Raw genomic sequence first — 16,245 nt, 5'->3', positions numbered from 1 at the left:
CCGGCAATTCATGCCGATCGCGGCAGAAATTTCCGCCCACAGAAAGCTCGCCACCCCTGCATTGCCCGGCTGAGAGGCCCATGTTAGGCGAGTTCATCTTTCACGGCCGCCACGGGAAACCGCGCTATGACCCAAGCCTTCGCCCCCCGCCCCCTGGCAATCGCGCCCTCGATCCTGGCCTCGGATTTCTCCAAGCTTGGCGAGGAGGTGCGCGCCGTGGACGCCGCCGGCGCCGACTGGATCCATCTCGACGTGATGGACGGGCACTTCGTTCCGAACATTTCCTATGGCCCCGACATCATCAAGGCGATGCGCCCGCATACGAAGAAAATCTTCGACGCCCATCTGATGATCTCACCGTGCGACCCCTTTCTCGAGGCCTTCGCCAAAGCCGGCTGCGACCACATCACCGTGCATGCGGAGGCAGGTCCGCATCTGCACCGCTCGCTCCAGGCGATCCGCGCGCTCGGCAAGAAGGCCGGCGTTTCGCTCAATCCAGGCACGCCGATCAGCGTGCTCGAATACGTCATCGACCTCGTCGACCTTGTGCTGGTGATGTCGGTCAATCCCGGCTTCGGCGGCCAGGCCTTCATCCCCTCCGCGATCGGCAAGATCCGCGATATCCGCGCGATGACGGCAGGCCGTCCGATCGACATCGAGGTCGATGGCGGCGTCGGCCCCGACGTCGCAGGTCCCCTGGCCGCGGCTGGCGCCAACGCCTTCGTCGCCGGCACGTCCGTGTTCAGGGGCGGCACGCAGGAAGCGTACAAGACCAACATTGCCGCGATCCGCAACGCGGCCGCAGGCGCACGCGGCGAAGCGATCTGAGGCGTCACGCGCTTTCCGCGAATGAGCGGCTTCTACGGATGCTGCGACGCGCAATGCCTAAAATTGCAATCTTGATCCGTACTCCTCCGGGCTTCCCTGATTCGCGCAAATCACCGCTAGTGATTCTTGCCTGTTTTCGCGGGAGCACATCATGACGACGACCCTGGTTTGGACTGGCGTGGCGTTGTGGCTTGGTTTCAGTGCGTTTGTTGTGTTTGGGCCGTCGGCCGGACCGGTGCAGGTCCCGGCATGTTCGTTGCGTACCACCCGTCGCCATTGGATCTGACGCAAGTGCAATTCGCGCTCGTGAAGCGTCAGCCGAAGCGCAGGCGCCGCATTCCGCGGCGCCCGCACCCGGACCTCGATTATTTCTTCGGCCGGCTCGAACGCTCCGAAGGCGAGATGCGCGACGACACCGGGCCCGAAGCGGCGGACCTGGATCACCCGCTCCGGTCACCGCGCCGGCATTGAATTCTTTTCTGGACCAAGCACATGAAGCCGCACTGCCCGAACTGCCTGAAGGAAATGACCAAGGCATCCGCGTCGCGTAACCTCTTCAACTGCGAGCCCTGCCGCGAGCTCATCCAGTTCTTCGGCGGCAGCGCGGATCACGGCGAGCCCGGCCCCCAGTTCTCCTGGCCGATCCGCCGCAAGCGCTCCGCCCACGCGGCCTGAACCTTCCAGCATCCAGAGCACGGCCCTATCTGGCCTCCTCGCCCACATCCGCAGCCAGCCGCGGCGGCCGCACCACGGTGACAGTGCAGGCCGCTTCCGAGGCCACCTTGGCCGAGACGCTGCCGAGCAGCGTGCGGCGGAACGAGCTCTGCCGCGCGCCGATGATGAGGTGGTCGACCTGGTTGACCTCGGCGAATTCCAGGAGCGCCGCAGCGGGATCGACCGCTTCCAGCACATGAACCGACAGCCGGCTCTCATCCAGCTTGAGCGGCGTCGCCCAATGCCTCAGCGCCACCAGGCGGTCAATATGCTTGTTGGAGCCCTGCTGGTCGAGCGTCCGATCGATCGCGATCCGGTTGAGCTTGAGCACGTTGACGCAAGCGAGCCGCGCCGACGGCAGCGTCGCGAGAATGCGCTCGGTGGTGACGCGCAGCGCCTCGTTCAGCTCGGGCGCGCCTTCCACCGTCTCGAGCGCAACCGCGAGGATCGGACTCGATGCGATTTGGGCTGCGACATCCGATTTCGCGCGGGGCGCCATGACACCCTGGTTGAACCGGCGGCGCCAGGCGACGCTGAGCGGATCGCGCTTCAGCCGCTCCGAACGCGCGGTGAGCTTGATCTGGTCGGGATGGGCGAGATCGAACGCAAGCTGTGACGCCGTCGGATAGCGCCACACCGGCTCGATCTCGAGGCACCTCAGCACGACCTCCTGGAGCCAGGGCGGATAGTCGGCGCGTAAGCCGCGCGGCGGGTACGGATCGCGCCACAGCCTCCTCCTCATCGCACGCAGCGTCTCGCCCTCGCCAAAGGGACGCTCGCCCGTCGTGAAGAAATAGAGCAGCACGCCGAGCGAAAACAGATCGCTGCGCGGATCATCGCGCACGCCTGACAGCCGTTCCGGCGCCATATAGGGCGCAGTGCCGTAAGGCAGGCGGAATTCCTCCTGCAGCAGATCCGGCAGATGGTTGTGGTGCGACAGGCCATAGTCGATCAGCACGGCCTCGCCGCTCTCGCGGAACATGATGCAGCTCGGCTTGATGTCGTGGTGGATCACGTTCTGCCGGTGCAAATCGGCGAGCCCCGTCGCGATCCTGGCGACGAGCCGCCGCGCCTCGTCATACGGCAGCGGCAGGTCGGGCAATCGCTTGTAGAGCGTGGTCCCGGAGATGCGCTCGATCACGACATAAGCCTGGTGGGCGAAATCGCCGGTGCCGAAACATGAAGGTACATGCGGCCCGGCCAGCCGCGGCAGGATCATCATCTCCATCTCGAAGGAGACGATCGCCGCGGGGTCCTCGCCCTCCGACACCCGCGGTATCTTCATCAGCAGCGGCACGTCGATGCCGGGATGGGTGACCGTCCACAGCGTCGCCATCCCGCCGGCATGGACGCATTCGCCGATAGTGTAGCCGTCGATCTCTGCGCCTGATTTGACCAGGGGTTTCGGCATCGCCTCTAGCGCCCCTGCGACAGCCGGTCGGCAAGCCAACGTGGCAGGCCGTTCTCGCGGATCCGGTTCGCGGCCGTCTCGACATCGTAGGGCGCGCGGCAATAGGTGATCAGGCAAGAGACCGTGTCGAACAGCACGAAAGCGGCGGATGGATCGCTATCACGTGGCTGGCCGACCGAGCCGAGCACCGCAAGCCATTGCCGCCCGCGCAGTAGCGGTACGGAGACGTCGGTCTTGGGCACCAAGCCCGACATCTTCGCCGTCACCGACATCGAATAGATCGCCGGACGGTGGATGTGGCCGCAGAACGTGACATGGGCCGGCGTCGCGATCAGGCTCTTGGCGGCGTCCGCCGTCGATCGGACATAGTGCCAGCTTCGGGGCTGGAGGCTTCCGAATGCACGAACAGGCGATCGCCGTCCTGCACCAGCATCGGCAATTCCGCCAGGAACCGGCGCTGCACGATGTCGAGCCGACCGCGGGTCCATTCGATCGCGATCTGCGCCTCGGCATTCATCGTCTCGGCCGAGGAATTGACCGCCTGGTCATGGTTGCCGCGCACGGCGACGGCGCCTTGGGCAACCAGCTCCATCGCGGTATCCACCACCCATTCCGGATCGGCGCCATAGCCGACGAAGTCGCCGAGCAGGATGAATCGCTCGGCGCCACGCGCCCGCGCGACCTTCAGGCACGCCTCGAACGCCTGCCGGTTGCCATGGATATCCGAGAAGACAGCGAGAAGCACGCACCCTCCACCCCAAATGTCTTGTCGGAAGCCGATAAGGCCAAATTGAGGGACGTCAAGATGCGTCTGCGCGATTCGGTTTTCCAGCGGGTCCCTGCGGCGAGGGTGAAGGGCCTATTGCTCGTCCTTGGGCGGCATCCGGGGTGGCGGCACAGGGGTGAAACCGGCGCCTTGCGCGCCGGCCTGCGGAGCGCTGAACTCGCCGGTCGAGGAATCGCCGCCGCTCGTCTCCATGATGGTCTTGGGCGTCACATATTCCCGGACCATGTCGATGAGGCTGCCGTCGCCGCCGCCGAAATCGGCGGCGCGGCCGCCTTGCGGATGTCCCAGCGCGATCTCGTTCTCCGCTGCATGGGTCTTGTCGGCCAGCCTGTCGTTGTAGGGGATGCGGAAGGCTCGGGGGATGCCGCTTGGGCGATTGTCCTCATCCAGTTGCTCGACCCACAGATAGATCGAGCCGGGATCGCCCTCCAACGAATGCGGCTCGACGATGCGGGACTTCAGCAGCTTGAAGGAGGTTGGCAGCCGGTCGGCACTGGCCCAGCCGAGCAGCCCGCGCATTTCCGTGAAGCTCACGACATAGAAGGCGCTGGTCACGACCACCGCGACTGCCTTGAACGACCAGTGCAGCCGCGCATAGACCAGCACGATCAGCAGCAGCGCGCCGATGACGGTGTAGGCTATCGATAGCGTGAGGATGATCGTTTGCAGGCTAGTCACGGCGCACCCTCGCAGCGTTCTTGCTCACACCGGTGCTCGGGTCGAGATCGGCGCCGTTGCGCCAGCCGCTGCGAAAGGTCTCGAGCAGCGATTTCGGCCGCTGGTCCACATTGACCACCTTGCCTTCGGCATCGAGCCGGAACCGCACCGCGGTCTTCTCGTCGCCGGTGTGATCGAGCATGAACTTGTTGTCGAAGACCACCTGCGCCGTCGGATTGAGCTTCTGCACCTTCACATTGGCCTCGACCGGGACGCCGGTCGTCGCCACGAAATGCGATACGTTGACGGTGTATTCGCCGGGAACGATGCCGCGCACCGTGACGATCTCCTCGCGGATCGGCGAGGCGATCTTCTTGCCGTTGACCATGATGAAGTCGTTGGCCCCGCCGCGGTCATCGCGGTCGAGCGTCAGGAAGCCGGCCTCGCGGTGGCGATACCAGGCGATGTTGCCGGCGGGATCCTGCACGAACAGGTCGAGATCGTCGGGATGGCTGTCCGGCCAGTCCAGCGTGATCATGAACTCGGCCTTGGAGTCGATCTTGCCGTCCTTGGCATCCGGCGAGACCGCGAGCAGTGCGAGGAAGAACAGGAACGCGATCACCTGGAGCGCCTTGAACAGCATCACGCCCAGGGGATCGAACGGCTCCTCGCGCGGATAGAGACCAAAGTCATCCATCATGACGGCGTTCCAGCGCCCTTGCGCTCCAGTACCGGCGTCACATAGGTCTCGGTCAGCACCACCGCGTCCGAGAACACCTTCTGGGTCGCGGCGTCCAGCATGTAATATTGGATGCGGACCAGGATCGAGCCGACGAGGCCCGCCAGCGTCGTGTACATCGCGACCGCCATGCCATCGCTCATCAGCCCCATCGAGGATCGCATTGCGACCTTGTCGGCGGCGTCGAGCCCCGCGATCGGCGCCAGCATGATGATGAAGCCGACGATGGTGCCGAGCAGGCCGAGCTTCATCAGCGTATCCGAGACGAAGGCCCCGAAGCCGTTTGACCCGCGCAGGCGATCGGCGAGCGTCCGCAATAACAGCGTCTGGTCGACCGGACGGTAGTCCTGCGCCGTGGCCTTGGTCACGAGACTCTCGATGTGGTCCCGCACCAGCCCGCGCGGCAGCGCGGTCGCGCCGGCGTCCAGCGCCTTGCCGCCCTCGGGCGCCGCGAGCACCGCGCGGCAGCGCCGGGCCGCCGCGCCCTCGCGGGCAATTGCCCGCGTGCGCAGGAAGCAGTGACCGCAGGTGAGGACATAGAGCAGCGCGATCACGCTGGAAATGTAGGTGCGGTCCGACGACAACATCAGACGGATCAGGCCGAAGCGCCACAGCAGCACGACGGCGAAGACCGAAAGCCCGGTGAAGATCATCCAGAACAGGAGCGCGCTGCGCTCGGATGGGTCGGTCGCGGTCCCCGCGATCGGTCCAATCGTCATCGAACTCATGCTGCACTGCTCCTGGCCTGCAAAGATTGGCCTACCGCGATTTCCCGCCCATTAGATCAAAGCCGCCGCGCCCGGTCCAAAGAGCCATGCCCAATCCGGCTTGGGAAATTTGCCCGAGCTGCCATCTTGCCGATCCCCGCAATTGGCAAGGCGCGGCGGCGTTGTTAGGCTGACCTTACCAAACTTTGGGGTGATCGCATGCGCCTTGTGCTTGAGCTTGTCGCCCGTCTGTTTCTTATCGTCGCGCTCTGCCTTGGAGCGGCGACCGTCTGGGCGACGTTCGACGCCTATCGCAGCGTCGACCGGGCGACCGCGGCCTCGGCGCAACGGGTTGCGCAGGCGCTTCAGGCGCTGTACTGGCACGAATTCTTGTTGCGTAGCAGCAGAACACGCGAGCAGCTTCTGCCGGTTCCGGAGTGGCGCACGCTGGAGACGATGAAGCTGATCTCGCCCGGCGTCTGCGTCGAGTTCCAGCCGGTCATCGCGTTCGAAAAGCCGCTCTGCGGCCAGAGCGAGGGGCTAGGCAAGGCGCCGCCGCGCTGGTTCTCATCGATCGTGCCGACCTTCCTCGGCAGCCACGCCGAAGTGATACGGCCCGTCAGTCCTCGCGCGGCGACCGCCGGAACGGTGGTCGCGACGCCGGATGCCGCGGCCGCCATCTCGCTCGCCTGGGAGTACATCCTCAACGTGATCGACGTCGCGCTTTTGATGGCGGCGGCGATCGCACTGCTGGCTTCGCTCGCGATCGCGCATGCGCTGGCGCCGGCGCGCACGATCGTGACCGCCTTGCAGCGCATGGCGCGCGGTCAGTATCGCATGAAACTGCCGCGCTTCCGCTCGATGGAGCTGGCGATGATCGGCAGCGCCGTCGGCGAGCTCGGCGGCCGGCTGGAGGAAGCGACCGAACAGCGCGCGGCGCTGACGCGGCGCCTGATCGAGATCCGCGACGATGAGCGCCGCGCGCTCGCCCGCGAACTGCACGACGAGTTCGGGCAAAATCTCTCGGCCATCCTCGCCTTCGCCAACACCATCGAGACGGCGGGCACGAAGGAAGACAAGGACAACGGCATCGCGCAGGACGCGCGGATGATCTCGCAGGCCACGCATCATCTGATGGCCTCGCTGCGCGACGCGCTGAAGCGCCTGCGCAATCCCCTTCCCGCAGAGCTTGGACTGGAGGCGAGCCTGGTGAATTTGGTGGATAGCTGGCGTTCGCAGAGCGCGGCGCGGCCGACGATCCAGCTCGATCTCAAGGGCGACCTCACCGACATCAGCGGCCCGGCCGCCACCACCGCCTATCGCGTCGCGCAGGAGTGCCTGACCAACGCATTGCGCCACGGCACAGCACGCGAGATTTCCCTGCGCGTCGAGCGGCGCGCGGGCGATGACGATGCATTGCTGATCAGTGTCGAGGACGACGGCGGCGGCGATGCGGCTCGCGTGGCGCAGTCGGCCGGCTTCGGCCTCACCGGCATCCGCGAGCGCATCGCTGCGGCTGGCGGATCATTGTCGATCCTGCCCGCCCATCGCGGCCTCAGCGTCGCCGCCACCATCCCGCTCGCCGCATGAGGCCGGCATGAACGAGATTGCGGCAACAGGAATCTCCGTGCTGCTGGTCGACGACCATCCGATCGTGCGGCAAGGCTACCGGCGCGTGCTGGAAAGCCAGGGCGATCTGCATGTCGTGGCGGAAGCCGATAACGCCGCGGATGCCTACAGCGCCTTCAAGGCGCGCGATCCTGATGTCGTCGTGCTCGATATCTCGATGCCCGGCGCGAGCGGGCTGGAGGCGATCCGCAACATCCGCGCGCGCAGCCCGCGGGCGCGGATCCTCGTTTTCACCATGCACAACGAGGCCGTGCTGGTGAAAGCCGCCTTCAGTGCCGGCGCCAGCGGCTTCGTCACCAAGAGCAGCGAGCCGTCCGCGGTCGTATCCGCGATCCGCAGCGTTGCCCGCGGCGAACGCGCCATGAGCGACGACATCGCGCACATCCTGGCCGAGGACAGCCTCTCGGCGGGCTCGGCGCTGGATCAACTGGGAGAACGCGAGATCGAGATCCTGCGCCAGTTCGCCGGCGGCGCCACCACCGAGCAGATCGCGACGCATCTCAATCTCAGCGTCAAGACGGTGCAGAACTATCACTATCTGATCAAGACCAAGACCGGCGCGCGCACGGATGCGCAGCTCGTGCGGCTCGCCGCGGCTTGCGGGCTGACGAATATCTAAGTGTTCGCCCGTCCCTGGAGACAGGGCGCGCAGAGCCCTCCTCCGCACGCGGGGCCTCCGAGAATATTTCGATCGCCTTAGCGATGCGGATTGGAACGGAGGCGGTCGAACTCTGGTTAGTACCAGAGCGAAGGAGTTCCGCCATGAGTAAGGCTATCCGCGAAGCCACCTATCCCGCGATCATCACTGTCGGCGAGCTCATCGATGAACTCTGCCGCCTGCCAGACACAGCAACGATTCGATTCCACTGCCCCCTGCTCGGACAAGAGCTTGCATTCTACCGGCTTCGAAAGCGGGCGAAGGACCTTGTCGAAATTGAAGTCAATGCGTATCCGGAAAGCCCGCCGGTCGTGCCATTGGCCGGTGCCGCGCTTGGTGGGCGGAAAAAATCTCACCATCCGCGTTCGCTCCGCGATGGTGCCCTTGCCCATAAGGTGGGGGGATAACAAACGCCGGCCATGTCGGCTACCGCTGGCTTTGGAGCGGGTGGGTTGTTCGGCCTACGCCTTCAATCCGCGCAGCAGCAGCGCCAGCGTCGCATCGACGCGCGCCGGCAGATCGGCGTCCTTCCACTCGTCGGCGTGGGCCGGATGGTGGAAGCGGACGGTGGCATCGAAGATGGCGCGCGCGGTTGCCTTGACGTCGCCCACCTCGAACACGCCCTGCTTCACGCCGTCGGTCAGGATCGCCCCGATCTGGTCGATCATGGTGTCCTTGTGACACCTGACGGCTGCACAAGCCTCGCGCGCCAGGGTCAGATAGGTGTCGAACATCTCGGGGTCGTCGAGCACGCGCGAACGCTTGGCGTCAAACAGCGTGCGCAGCCAGCGGTCGAGCCTGACTGGCGCCGGACCCTGCTCCTCGGCGATCGCCAGCAACGGCGCGTCGATACGGTCCAACCAACGTTTGGCAACGGCCTCGCGCAGCGAGGCCTTGCTCGGGAAATGGCGGTAGACGCTGCCGTGGCTCACATCGAGCGCACGGGCAACGTCGACCACGGTGGCCTTGGCAAGTCCGTAGCGCCGCAACACGTCCTCGGTGACTTCGAGGATCCGCTCCGGCGTCAAGATAACGGCTTCATTCATGCCAGCACCATGGTCCCGTTGAGGGCTCAGTTACCCGGCGATGGAGCTGCTTCCGAAGCGCCCGTGCCGGTCGTTTCGAAAAGCTCTCGCCTTAATGAGGCAGTTTTGCAGCCTGCGCCGCGATCTGGCGCGCCACCAGTAAATTGAGCCAATGCCCAATCGTCCCGGTCAGATTGATGATTTCGGTCGTCATTGTCTTAAGTCTCCAATCGTCCGCGGTTTCTCCTCGGGGAGAACCACGAGACGCCCAATCGGTGCGTCCAAGAACGAATATACACGTCTCGCTGACAGATTTCAATATCTGTCAGTCAATGATCCGTGATTGACAGCCGATTTTTGCGGGCCTCCTCTCCGGCCGCCCTTGGGCCGGCTGGTCCGGTGGATAGTTCGGCGATCTCCCTCTTCCCGGGCTCGGATCGTTTGTTTCGCCCTCTCCGCTCTGCTAAATCACGGCGTAAAAAGCATTTTGGCAGGTAGCGCTCTCTTGGGTCGCCCGCCCACCTTCCTGGAGCAGTCCAATGATCCCCCGCTATACCCGCCCGGAAATGGCCTCGATCTGGGAACCGCAGACCCGGTTCAAGATCTGGTTCGAGATCGAGGCGCACGCGGCTGACGCCCTCGCCGAGCTCGGGACGATCCCCAAGGAAGCCGCCAAAACGGTCTGGGCCAAGGCCAAGGACGTCACCTTCGACGTCGCCCGCATCGACGCGATCGAGCGCGAGACCAAGCACGACGTCATCGCCTTCCTCACCCACCTTGCCGAGATCGTCGGCCCTGAGGCGCGCTTCGTGCATCAGGGCATGACCTCCTCCGACGTGCTCGACACTTGCCTCAACGTCCAGCTCACCCGCGCAGCCGACCTGCTGCTCGCCGACCTCGACAAGGTGCTGGCGGCGCTGAAGAAGCGCGCCTTCGAGCACAAGATGACGCCCACTATCGGTCGCAGCCACGGCATCCATGCCGAGCCCGTGACCTTCGGCCTCAAGCTCGCTTATGCCTATGCCGAATTCACGCGCGCCAAGGAGCGCCTGATCGCGGCGAGGAAAGAGGTCGCGACCTGCGCCATTTCCGGCGCCGTCGGCACCTTCGCGCAGATTGATCCGCGCGTGGAAGAACACGTCGCCAAGGCCATGGGCCTTGTCCCCGAGCCGATCTCGACGCAGGTGATCCCGCGCGATCGCCACGCGATGTACTTCTCGGTCCTCGGTGTGATCGCCTCCTCGGTCGAGCGCTTCGCGGTGGAGATCCGCCACATGCAGCGCACCGAGGTGCTGGAGGCCGAAGAGTTCTTCTCCGAAGGGCAGAAGGGTTCGTCCGCGATGCCGCACAAGCGCAACCCCGTGCTCTCGGAGAACCTCACCGGCCTTTCGCGCATGGTCCGCGCCTATGTGACACCGGCGCTGGAGAACGTCGTGCTCTGGCACGAGCGCGATATTTCGCACTCCTCCGCCGAGCGCATGATGGCCCCCGACGCGACCGTGACGCTCGACTTCGCGCTGGTGCGCCTCGCCGGCCTGATCGACAAGCTGCTGGTGTATCCCGCCAACATGCAGAAGAACCTCGACCGCCTCGGCGGCCTCGTGCACTCCCAGCGCGTGCTGCTGGCGCTGACGCAGAAGGGCGCCAGCCGCGAGGACGCCTACAAGCTCGTGCAGCGCAACGCCATGCCGGTCTGGCGCGGCGAAGGCGACTTCCTCCAGCTCCTGAAGAAGGACGCTGAAGTGAAGAAATATCTCAGAGACGCCGAGATCGAGGAGCAGTTCGATCTCGGCTATCACCTCAAGCACGTCGACACGATCTTCAAGCGCGTGTTCGGGGAAAGCTGAGTGTCGCGTCCGTAGTGCGTAGCCTGGGTGAGCGCAGCGATAACCCGGGGAGCCACCAACAAAGATCCCGGATGTCGCTTCGCTCATCCGGCTACAACAATAACAACAACAGAGACGGAGCCCCCATGCCGATCGTCAACCGCGTTGCCGCCCTGTCCGACGAAATGGCCGCCTGGCGCCATGACTTCCATGAGAACCCGGAACTGCAATACGACGTCCATCGCACCGCCGGCATCGTCGCCGATCGTTTGCGCGAGTTCGGCTGCGACGAGGTGGTGACTGGCATCGGCCGCACCGGCGTCGTCGGCGTGATCCGCGGCCGCAAGTCGGCCTCCGGCAAGACCATTGGCCTGCGCGCCGACATGGACGCGCTGCCGATCATGGAGACGTCAGGCGTCGCCTACGCCTCCAAGGTACCCGGCAAGATGCACGCCTGCGGCCATGACGGCCACACCGCCATGCTGCTCGGCGCCGCCAAATATCTCGCCGAGACGCGCAACTTTGACGGCACCGCGATCGTGATCTTCCAGCCCGCCGAGGAAGGTGGCGGCGGCGGCAAGGCGATGGTCGAGGACGGGTTGATGACGCGCTGGAACATCCAGGAGGTCTACGGCATGCACAATATGCCGGGCCTGCCCGAGGGTCATTTCGCGACTACGCCGGGTGCGATGCTCGCCTCCTCCGACAACATCCAGATCACGGTCCACGGCAAGGGCGGCCACGCCGGCGCGGGTCCGCACAAATCGATCGACAGCGTGCTGATCGGCGCGCAGATCGTCAACGCGCTGCAATCGATCGTCGCGCGCAACGTCGATCCGCTGAAGTCAGCCGTCATCTCGATCACGCAATTCCACTCCGGCACGGCCTTCAATATCATTCCGGAGATCGCCGAGCTCGGCGGTACTGTGCGCACGCTCGATCCTGAGGTGCGCGATCTGGTCGAACGCCGCATCGGCGAGGTCGCCGACAGCGTCGCCCGTGCCTATGGCGGCTCGGCGGAGACGAAATACACGCGCATGTATCCGGTGACGATGAACCATGCGCGCGAGGCCGGCCTTGCCGCTGACGTCGCCCGCGACATCGTCGGCGCCGAGCGCGTCAACGACAAGTTCATTCCCATGATGGGCGCCGAAGACTTCTCGTTCATGCTGGAAGCGCGCCCCGGCGCGATGATCCTGGTCGGCATGGGCGACGGCAACGAGTGCCACCACCCCAGCTACATCTTCAACGACAACATTCTCGGCCACGGCGCATCATATTGGGCACGCCTGGTGGAGACGCGGATGCCGGCGGGGTAACTCGGCGAAGAGTATCCCCCTATCGAGGCCCGTGGCGTCTGCACCAAACCACAATAGATAATCCTGCCGGTTTGGGGCGGCCTTGCCAGCCATGCCACCGCGAGGCTACCGCTTAAGGTCAGTTGCAAATCTCTCTTTGCTGCCCAATACCGCCGCTCCCCTGCGATTGCCCCGTACCAATTACTATCCGACAGCCTCTTGCTGCAGGTCGGCAGCCCGCCTGATTGCATAGTATCTGTTCTGAGGATTGGGCCTTTGGGGGCGTGGACTCGGTTCGCCTGCGCTCAACGTCCCGCCTCCTCGAATCCTCCCGCGTCGCGACCGGCTTCTTCTCCTGAATCTTCTCGCACTCGTTGTCGTCACCGACGTGGTAGCCGGCCCGGCAGGTGATCTTCGCGCATTGATCTCCATCGGCTTTGAAGCCGAAATTGCATACGAGCGGACAGACACGTCCCGGCTTCGCCTTCAGCGCATCGAGCGCGTCGACACTGGCAAGCTTCGCGTCGAATTGAGTGCCGGCATATTTGTTGAACAGCGTCAGCGAGCGCTGCGTTGCGGCGTTCCAGTCGCCGTCGGCGGCGGCCGAAAGACAGCCGACGCGGCGCAGTTCGCTCTGAACGGATTTCGCGAGATCGCCGGGCGGCGGAGAGCTTGGCGGCGGCGACAGCGCGGCCACCTTCCTACTGTCGCCATCAGCCGCCTGCTTCGCTGCCGCCTCGGTCGCCACCTTCTCGAGCGCCCGCTTCTCCGCGAGCGACCTGGCCGCGGCAGCTTCCGCCGCCTTGCGATCTCGTTCGGCCGCCTCCGCCTTGGCCTGCTCGATCTGCTTGGCCTTCTCGGCCGCGATCCTCGCCCCTTCCGCGGCTTTCGCAGCGGCGGCCGCTTTCTCCAGTTCGGCCTTCTGGGCTCGTTCGGTCGCCAGCCTCGCCTTCTCCTGTTCGGCCAGACGCGCCTTCTCGGTCGCCAGCGTGCGATCCTCCTCGGCGGCAATCTTCTTCAACTGCACGCGGGCGAGGTTGGCGTAAAAGCCCTCCGGATAGGTCTGGAGGAATGCTTCCCAGGCTTCACGCAGGCCGGCCTGAAGGGCAAGCTCGTAGTCTTTGCGCACACTGTCCTGTGGATTTGCCTGCGGACCGGCTGCGGCGGCCGGCCTTGCCGGCACCAGCGGCACATCGCTGCCGCCCAGGGAGCCATAGACATACGGCTCCTGCTTGTTGCCGGTTTTTTTCAAGACGTCGTCACGGACAAACCCGAACGCCTTGCGCAGGTCGAGCCCGGGCTTTGGCAGATGATCGGTCAGCGCGACCGCGAACGGGCTGTTCCGGGAGTCGCCATCGGACGCCGTCGACCCCGCCTTGGCCGCAAATGCGATCATCGTGTTCGGACTGGTCGGCTCGACCTTGGCAAGCCCGCCACCAATCGCGCGCGAGGCCAGGGTGCGCTTCATCGTCTTGGCGAAAGGGTTGTCGCGACAGGCATCGAGGATGACGAGACGGAGTTGTTTGGCCGGTTCGACCGCATACAGCGCGCGGTCGAGTGCGATCGTCTCGTCGAGGACATCGCCATCGGTTTCCAGCATGGCATCGGTCGGAACGAGGTAGTTGCTGCCGTCCAGCTCGATGCCATGGCCCGCATAGTAGATCACCGCCATGTCGGCATCGCGCGTCCTGGCCGCGAACTCGCGTAGCGATCGCCGCATTTCGCTGGCATTGAGGTCCAGCTTGATCTCGACCGTATCGAAGCCTGCGTTCCTGAACATGCCGCCGACCAGCCCGGCGTCGTTCACCGGGTTGGCGAGCCGCGGGGCGTTCTTGTAGGCGGAATTGCCGATCACGAGCGCGACGCGCTTGTCGGCCTGAGCCGGCGCGCAGGTGCAAAGAGCCGCAAATATGAATAGGAAGAGATATCGAGCGATGTTCACGCAATTCATCCGCGGTTCTGGATCGACTGCACGATCAGTTGCAGACCTCATAATTGCCGCTTCCTACGGAGGCGTTATATCTTCCGGGCGTAGCCCCGGCCACGAGTCTGCATCCTTTCTGCACCGGACGACAGCCGGCCGAACTGCAAAAAATCTGCCCACTGGCTTCGGGCTTCGAGGGCGCAGATTCCGAGTCCTTCCGGTCCGCGTCCCGCTTCCTCGAATCTTCCCGCGTCGCGACCGGCTTCTTCTCGGACACCTTCGCGCATTCGTTGTCGTCACCGACGTGATAGCCGGCGCGGCAGGTGATCTTCACGCATTGATCGCCATCGGCCTTGAAGCCGAAATTGCAAACGAGCGGGCAAACGCGCCCGGGCTTTGCCTTCAGTGCATCGAGCGCATCGACGCTTGCGAGCTTGGCGTCGAACTGGGTGCCTGCATATTTGTTGAACAGGGCCAGCGAACGCTGCGATGCGGCGCTCCAATCGCCGTCGGCGGTGGCAGACAGGCAGCCGACGCGGCGCAATTCGCTCTGTAGGGATTTTGTCAGATCAGCCGCCGACAATGCCGATGCCGGCGTCGACGAAAGGGCTGCAACTTTTTGCTCGACCTCAGGCATCTGCCGATCGGCCGTCGGCTTTGCCACCTGCTCCGCCTTCTCGGCTGCCTGCTTGGCGGCAAGCTCGGCCTTGGCCTTCTCCGCCGCCTGCTTCTCGGCCTGTGCTTTCGCCGCAGCAGCCTCAGCCAGCTTGCGCTGGTGCTCCGCCGCCTCGGTCCTCGCCTGCTCGATCTGCTTCAGCTTCTCCGCCGCGATCCGGGCCTCTTCGGCAGCTTTGGCCGCCGCGGCCGCCTTGTCCTGCTCGGTCTTCTGGGCGCGTTCGGCAATAAGCCTTGCCTTCTGCTGCTCGGCCGCATTCGCCTTTTGCTCGGCCGACGCCCGCGTCTCTTCAGCGGCGATCTTGTTCATCTGGCCCTTGGCCAGATTGGCATAAAAACCTTCGGGATATTGCGCCAGGAAGGCTTCCCAACCGTCGCGCGTGGCAAGCTGCAGCGCCAGCTCGTAATCCCTGCGAATAGAATCCTGCGGGTTGGCCTGCGCCCCAGACGCGGCCGGTTTGACCGCAACCAATGGCACGTCGTCGCCACCGAGCGAGCCGTACACATACGGCTCCTGCTTGTAGCCCGTGCTCTTGAGCACGTCGTCGCGCACGAAGCCGAAAGCCTTGCGCAGGTCGAGGCCCGGCTTCGGCAGGTGCTCGACCAAGGCGACGGCGAACGGGCTGTTCTTGGAGTCGCCGTCAGACGCGGTCGATCCCGCTTTCGCGGCGAAGGCGATCATGGTGTTGGGGCTGGTCGGCTCGACCTTGGCGAGCCCGCGTCCGATCGCGCGGGAGGCCAGCGTCCGCTTCATGGTCTTGGAAAACGGATTGTCGCGGCACGCGTCCAGGATGATCAGGCGCAGCTGCTTGGCCGGCTCGACCGCGAACAGCGCACGCTCGACTGGGATGGTCTCGTCGAGCACGTCGCCATCCGTCTCCAGCGTCGCATCGGTCGGAATGAGATAGTTGGTGCCTTCCAGCTCGATGCCGTGGCCGGCGTAATAGATCACCGCCACATCCGCATCGCGGGTCCTGCCGGCGAACTCACGCAACATGCGCCGCATCTCGCTCGCACTGAGATCCAGCCTGACGTCGACGGAATCAAAGCCCGCCTTCTTGAACATGCCGCCGACCAGAGTGGCATCGTTCACGGGATTGCCGAGCTTGGGCGCGCTCTTGTAGGCGGAATTGCCGATCACGAGCGCAACCCGCCGGTCCGCATGGGCCGGTCCGCAGGCAAGGCCAATGGCCAAAATCAACAAAGCAAATATCCGAAACGGAATCACTTGCGTCCCCCAGGATGCAATTCCATGAGAATATCCGGGAGCGTGGCAGATTGCCAATTCTTCCTATGTGACAATTGTCACACAAGACCCTCTATCGGAGTATGGATAATGCGGCGAAGCGTCGCTCTGCTTTCGCAGC

General features: G+C 64.7%; 15 protein-coding genes and 1 pseudogene. 8 read left to right on the top strand and 8 right to left on the bottom strand.

What is annotated here, in order from left to right:
• Positions 1-126 precede the first annotated feature (126 nt).
• The 3 genes from rpe to ABIB00_RS07825 all read left to right on the top strand — a co-directional run bounded on the left by rpe (position 127) and on the right by ABIB00_RS07825 (position 1,503).
• A complete protein-coding gene (gene rpe, locus ABIB00_RS07835; protein WP_354046326.1) occupies positions 127-828 on the top strand; it encodes a ribulose-phosphate 3-epimerase in 702 nt (233 codons plus the stop codon).
• Between the two features lie 249 nt (positions 829-1,077).
• The gene (locus ABIB00_RS07830; protein ID WP_247339075.1) at positions 1,078-1,299 is read left to right on the top strand and encodes a hypothetical protein; all 222 of its coding nucleotides are present in this window, start codon (positions 1,078-1,080) and stop codon (positions 1,297-1,299) included.
• 21 nt (positions 1,300-1,320) lie between these two features.
• Positions 1,321-1,503, top strand: coding sequence for a hypothetical protein (locus tag ABIB00_RS07825; protein ID WP_247339077.1), 183 nt, complete (start codon positions 1,321-1,323; stop codon positions 1,501-1,503).
• Positions 1,504-1,528: 25 nt separating this feature from the next.
• Here ABIB00_RS07825 and ABIB00_RS07820 read toward each other — a convergent pair whose 3' ends face one another.
• From ABIB00_RS07820 to ABIB00_RS07800, 5 genes and pseudogenes are all read right to left on the bottom strand, one after another.
• Positions 1,529-2,953 (bottom strand): serine/threonine protein kinase, encoded by a 1,425-nt coding sequence (locus tag ABIB00_RS07820; protein WP_354103945.1) that lies wholly within the window; start codon positions 2,951-2,953, stop codon positions 1,529-1,531.
• A gap of 5 nt (positions 2,954-2,958) precedes the next feature.
• Positions 2,959-3,698, bottom strand: a pseudogene (locus tag ABIB00_RS07815) (metallophosphoesterase family protein).
• A gap of 114 nt (positions 3,699-3,812) precedes the next feature.
• The gene (locus ABIB00_RS07810) at positions 3,813-4,418 is read right to left on the bottom strand and encodes a hypothetical protein (RefSeq protein ID WP_354103944.1); all 606 of its coding nucleotides are present in this window, start codon (positions 4,416-4,418) and stop codon (positions 3,813-3,815) included.
• Positions 4,411-5,097: a DUF2135 domain-containing protein gene (locus ABIB00_RS07805; protein ID WP_247339081.1), complete on the bottom strand. Its 687-nt coding sequence runs from the start codon at positions 5,095-5,097 to the stop codon at positions 4,411-4,413. Before ABIB00_RS07805 ends, ABIB00_RS07810 begins: the two co-directional genes overlap by 8 nt.
• Complete coding sequence (locus tag ABIB00_RS07800; RefSeq protein ID WP_247444488.1) at positions 5,094-5,864, bottom strand: MotA/TolQ/ExbB proton channel family protein; 771 nt, start codon at positions 5,862-5,864, stop codon at positions 5,094-5,096. Before ABIB00_RS07800 ends, ABIB00_RS07805 begins: the two co-directional genes overlap by 4 nt.
• 198 nt (positions 5,865-6,062) lie before the next feature.
• Between ABIB00_RS07800 and ABIB00_RS07795 the strand changes: the two genes are divergently transcribed.
• From ABIB00_RS07795 to ABIB00_RS07785, 3 genes are all read left to right on the top strand, one after another.
• Positions 6,063-7,433 (top strand): sensor histidine kinase, encoded by a 1,371-nt coding sequence (locus ABIB00_RS07795; RefSeq protein WP_354103943.1) that lies wholly within the window; start codon positions 6,063-6,065, stop codon positions 7,431-7,433.
• 7 nt (positions 7,434-7,440) lie between these two features.
• Positions 7,441-8,091: a response regulator gene (locus ABIB00_RS07790; RefSeq protein ID WP_354103942.1), complete on the top strand. Its 651-nt coding sequence runs from the start codon at positions 7,441-7,443 to the stop codon at positions 8,089-8,091.
• Between the two features lie 143 nt (positions 8,092-8,234).
• The gene (locus ABIB00_RS07785; protein ID WP_247339087.1) at positions 8,235-8,537 is read left to right on the top strand and encodes a hypothetical protein; all 303 of its coding nucleotides are present in this window, start codon (positions 8,235-8,237) and stop codon (positions 8,535-8,537) included.
• Positions 8,538-8,591: 54 nt separating this feature from the next.
• Here ABIB00_RS07785 and ABIB00_RS07780 read toward each other — a convergent pair whose 3' ends face one another.
• A complete protein-coding gene (locus ABIB00_RS07780) occupies positions 8,592-9,176 on the bottom strand; it encodes a TetR/AcrR family transcriptional regulator (RefSeq protein ID WP_247444485.1) in 585 nt (194 codons plus the stop codon).
• 518 nt (positions 9,177-9,694) lie between these two features.
• Here ABIB00_RS07780 and purB point away from each other — a divergent pair.
• Together purB and ABIB00_RS07770 are read left to right on the top strand one after the other, a co-directional pair.
• Positions 9,695-11,002 (top strand): adenylosuccinate lyase, encoded by a 1,308-nt coding sequence (gene purB / locus ABIB00_RS07775; RefSeq protein ID WP_354103941.1) that lies wholly within the window; start codon positions 9,695-9,697, stop codon positions 11,000-11,002.
• Between the two features lie 125 nt (positions 11,003-11,127).
• Positions 11,128-12,300: a M20 aminoacylase family protein gene (locus ABIB00_RS07770; protein WP_354103940.1), complete on the top strand. Its 1,173-nt coding sequence runs from the start codon at positions 11,128-11,130 to the stop codon at positions 12,298-12,300.
• 118 nt (positions 12,301-12,418) lie between these two features.
• On the opposite strand, the gene ABIB00_RS07765 is transcribed toward ABIB00_RS07770, so the two are convergent.
• On the bottom strand, positions 12,419-14,230 hold the full coding sequence (locus ABIB00_RS07765) for a caspase family protein (RefSeq protein ID WP_354046306.1): 1,812 nt from the start codon (positions 14,228-14,230) through the stop codon (positions 12,419-12,421).
• A gap of 25 nt (positions 14,231-14,255) precedes the next feature.
• Positions 14,256-16,106, bottom strand: coding sequence for a caspase family protein (locus tag ABIB00_RS07760; protein ID WP_354103939.1), 1,851 nt, complete (start codon positions 16,104-16,106; stop codon positions 14,256-14,258).
• Positions 16,107-16,245: the final 139 nt, after the last annotated feature.

Origin of the sequence: Bradyrhizobium sp. LB14.3 (genome assembly GCF_040547985.1) — a bacterium.
GTDB lineage: Bacteria > Pseudomonadota > Alphaproteobacteria > Rhizobiales > Xanthobacteraceae > Bradyrhizobium.
Note: the sequence above shows the minus strand (reverse complement) of the source record. Positions and strands in the feature narration are given on the sequence as shown.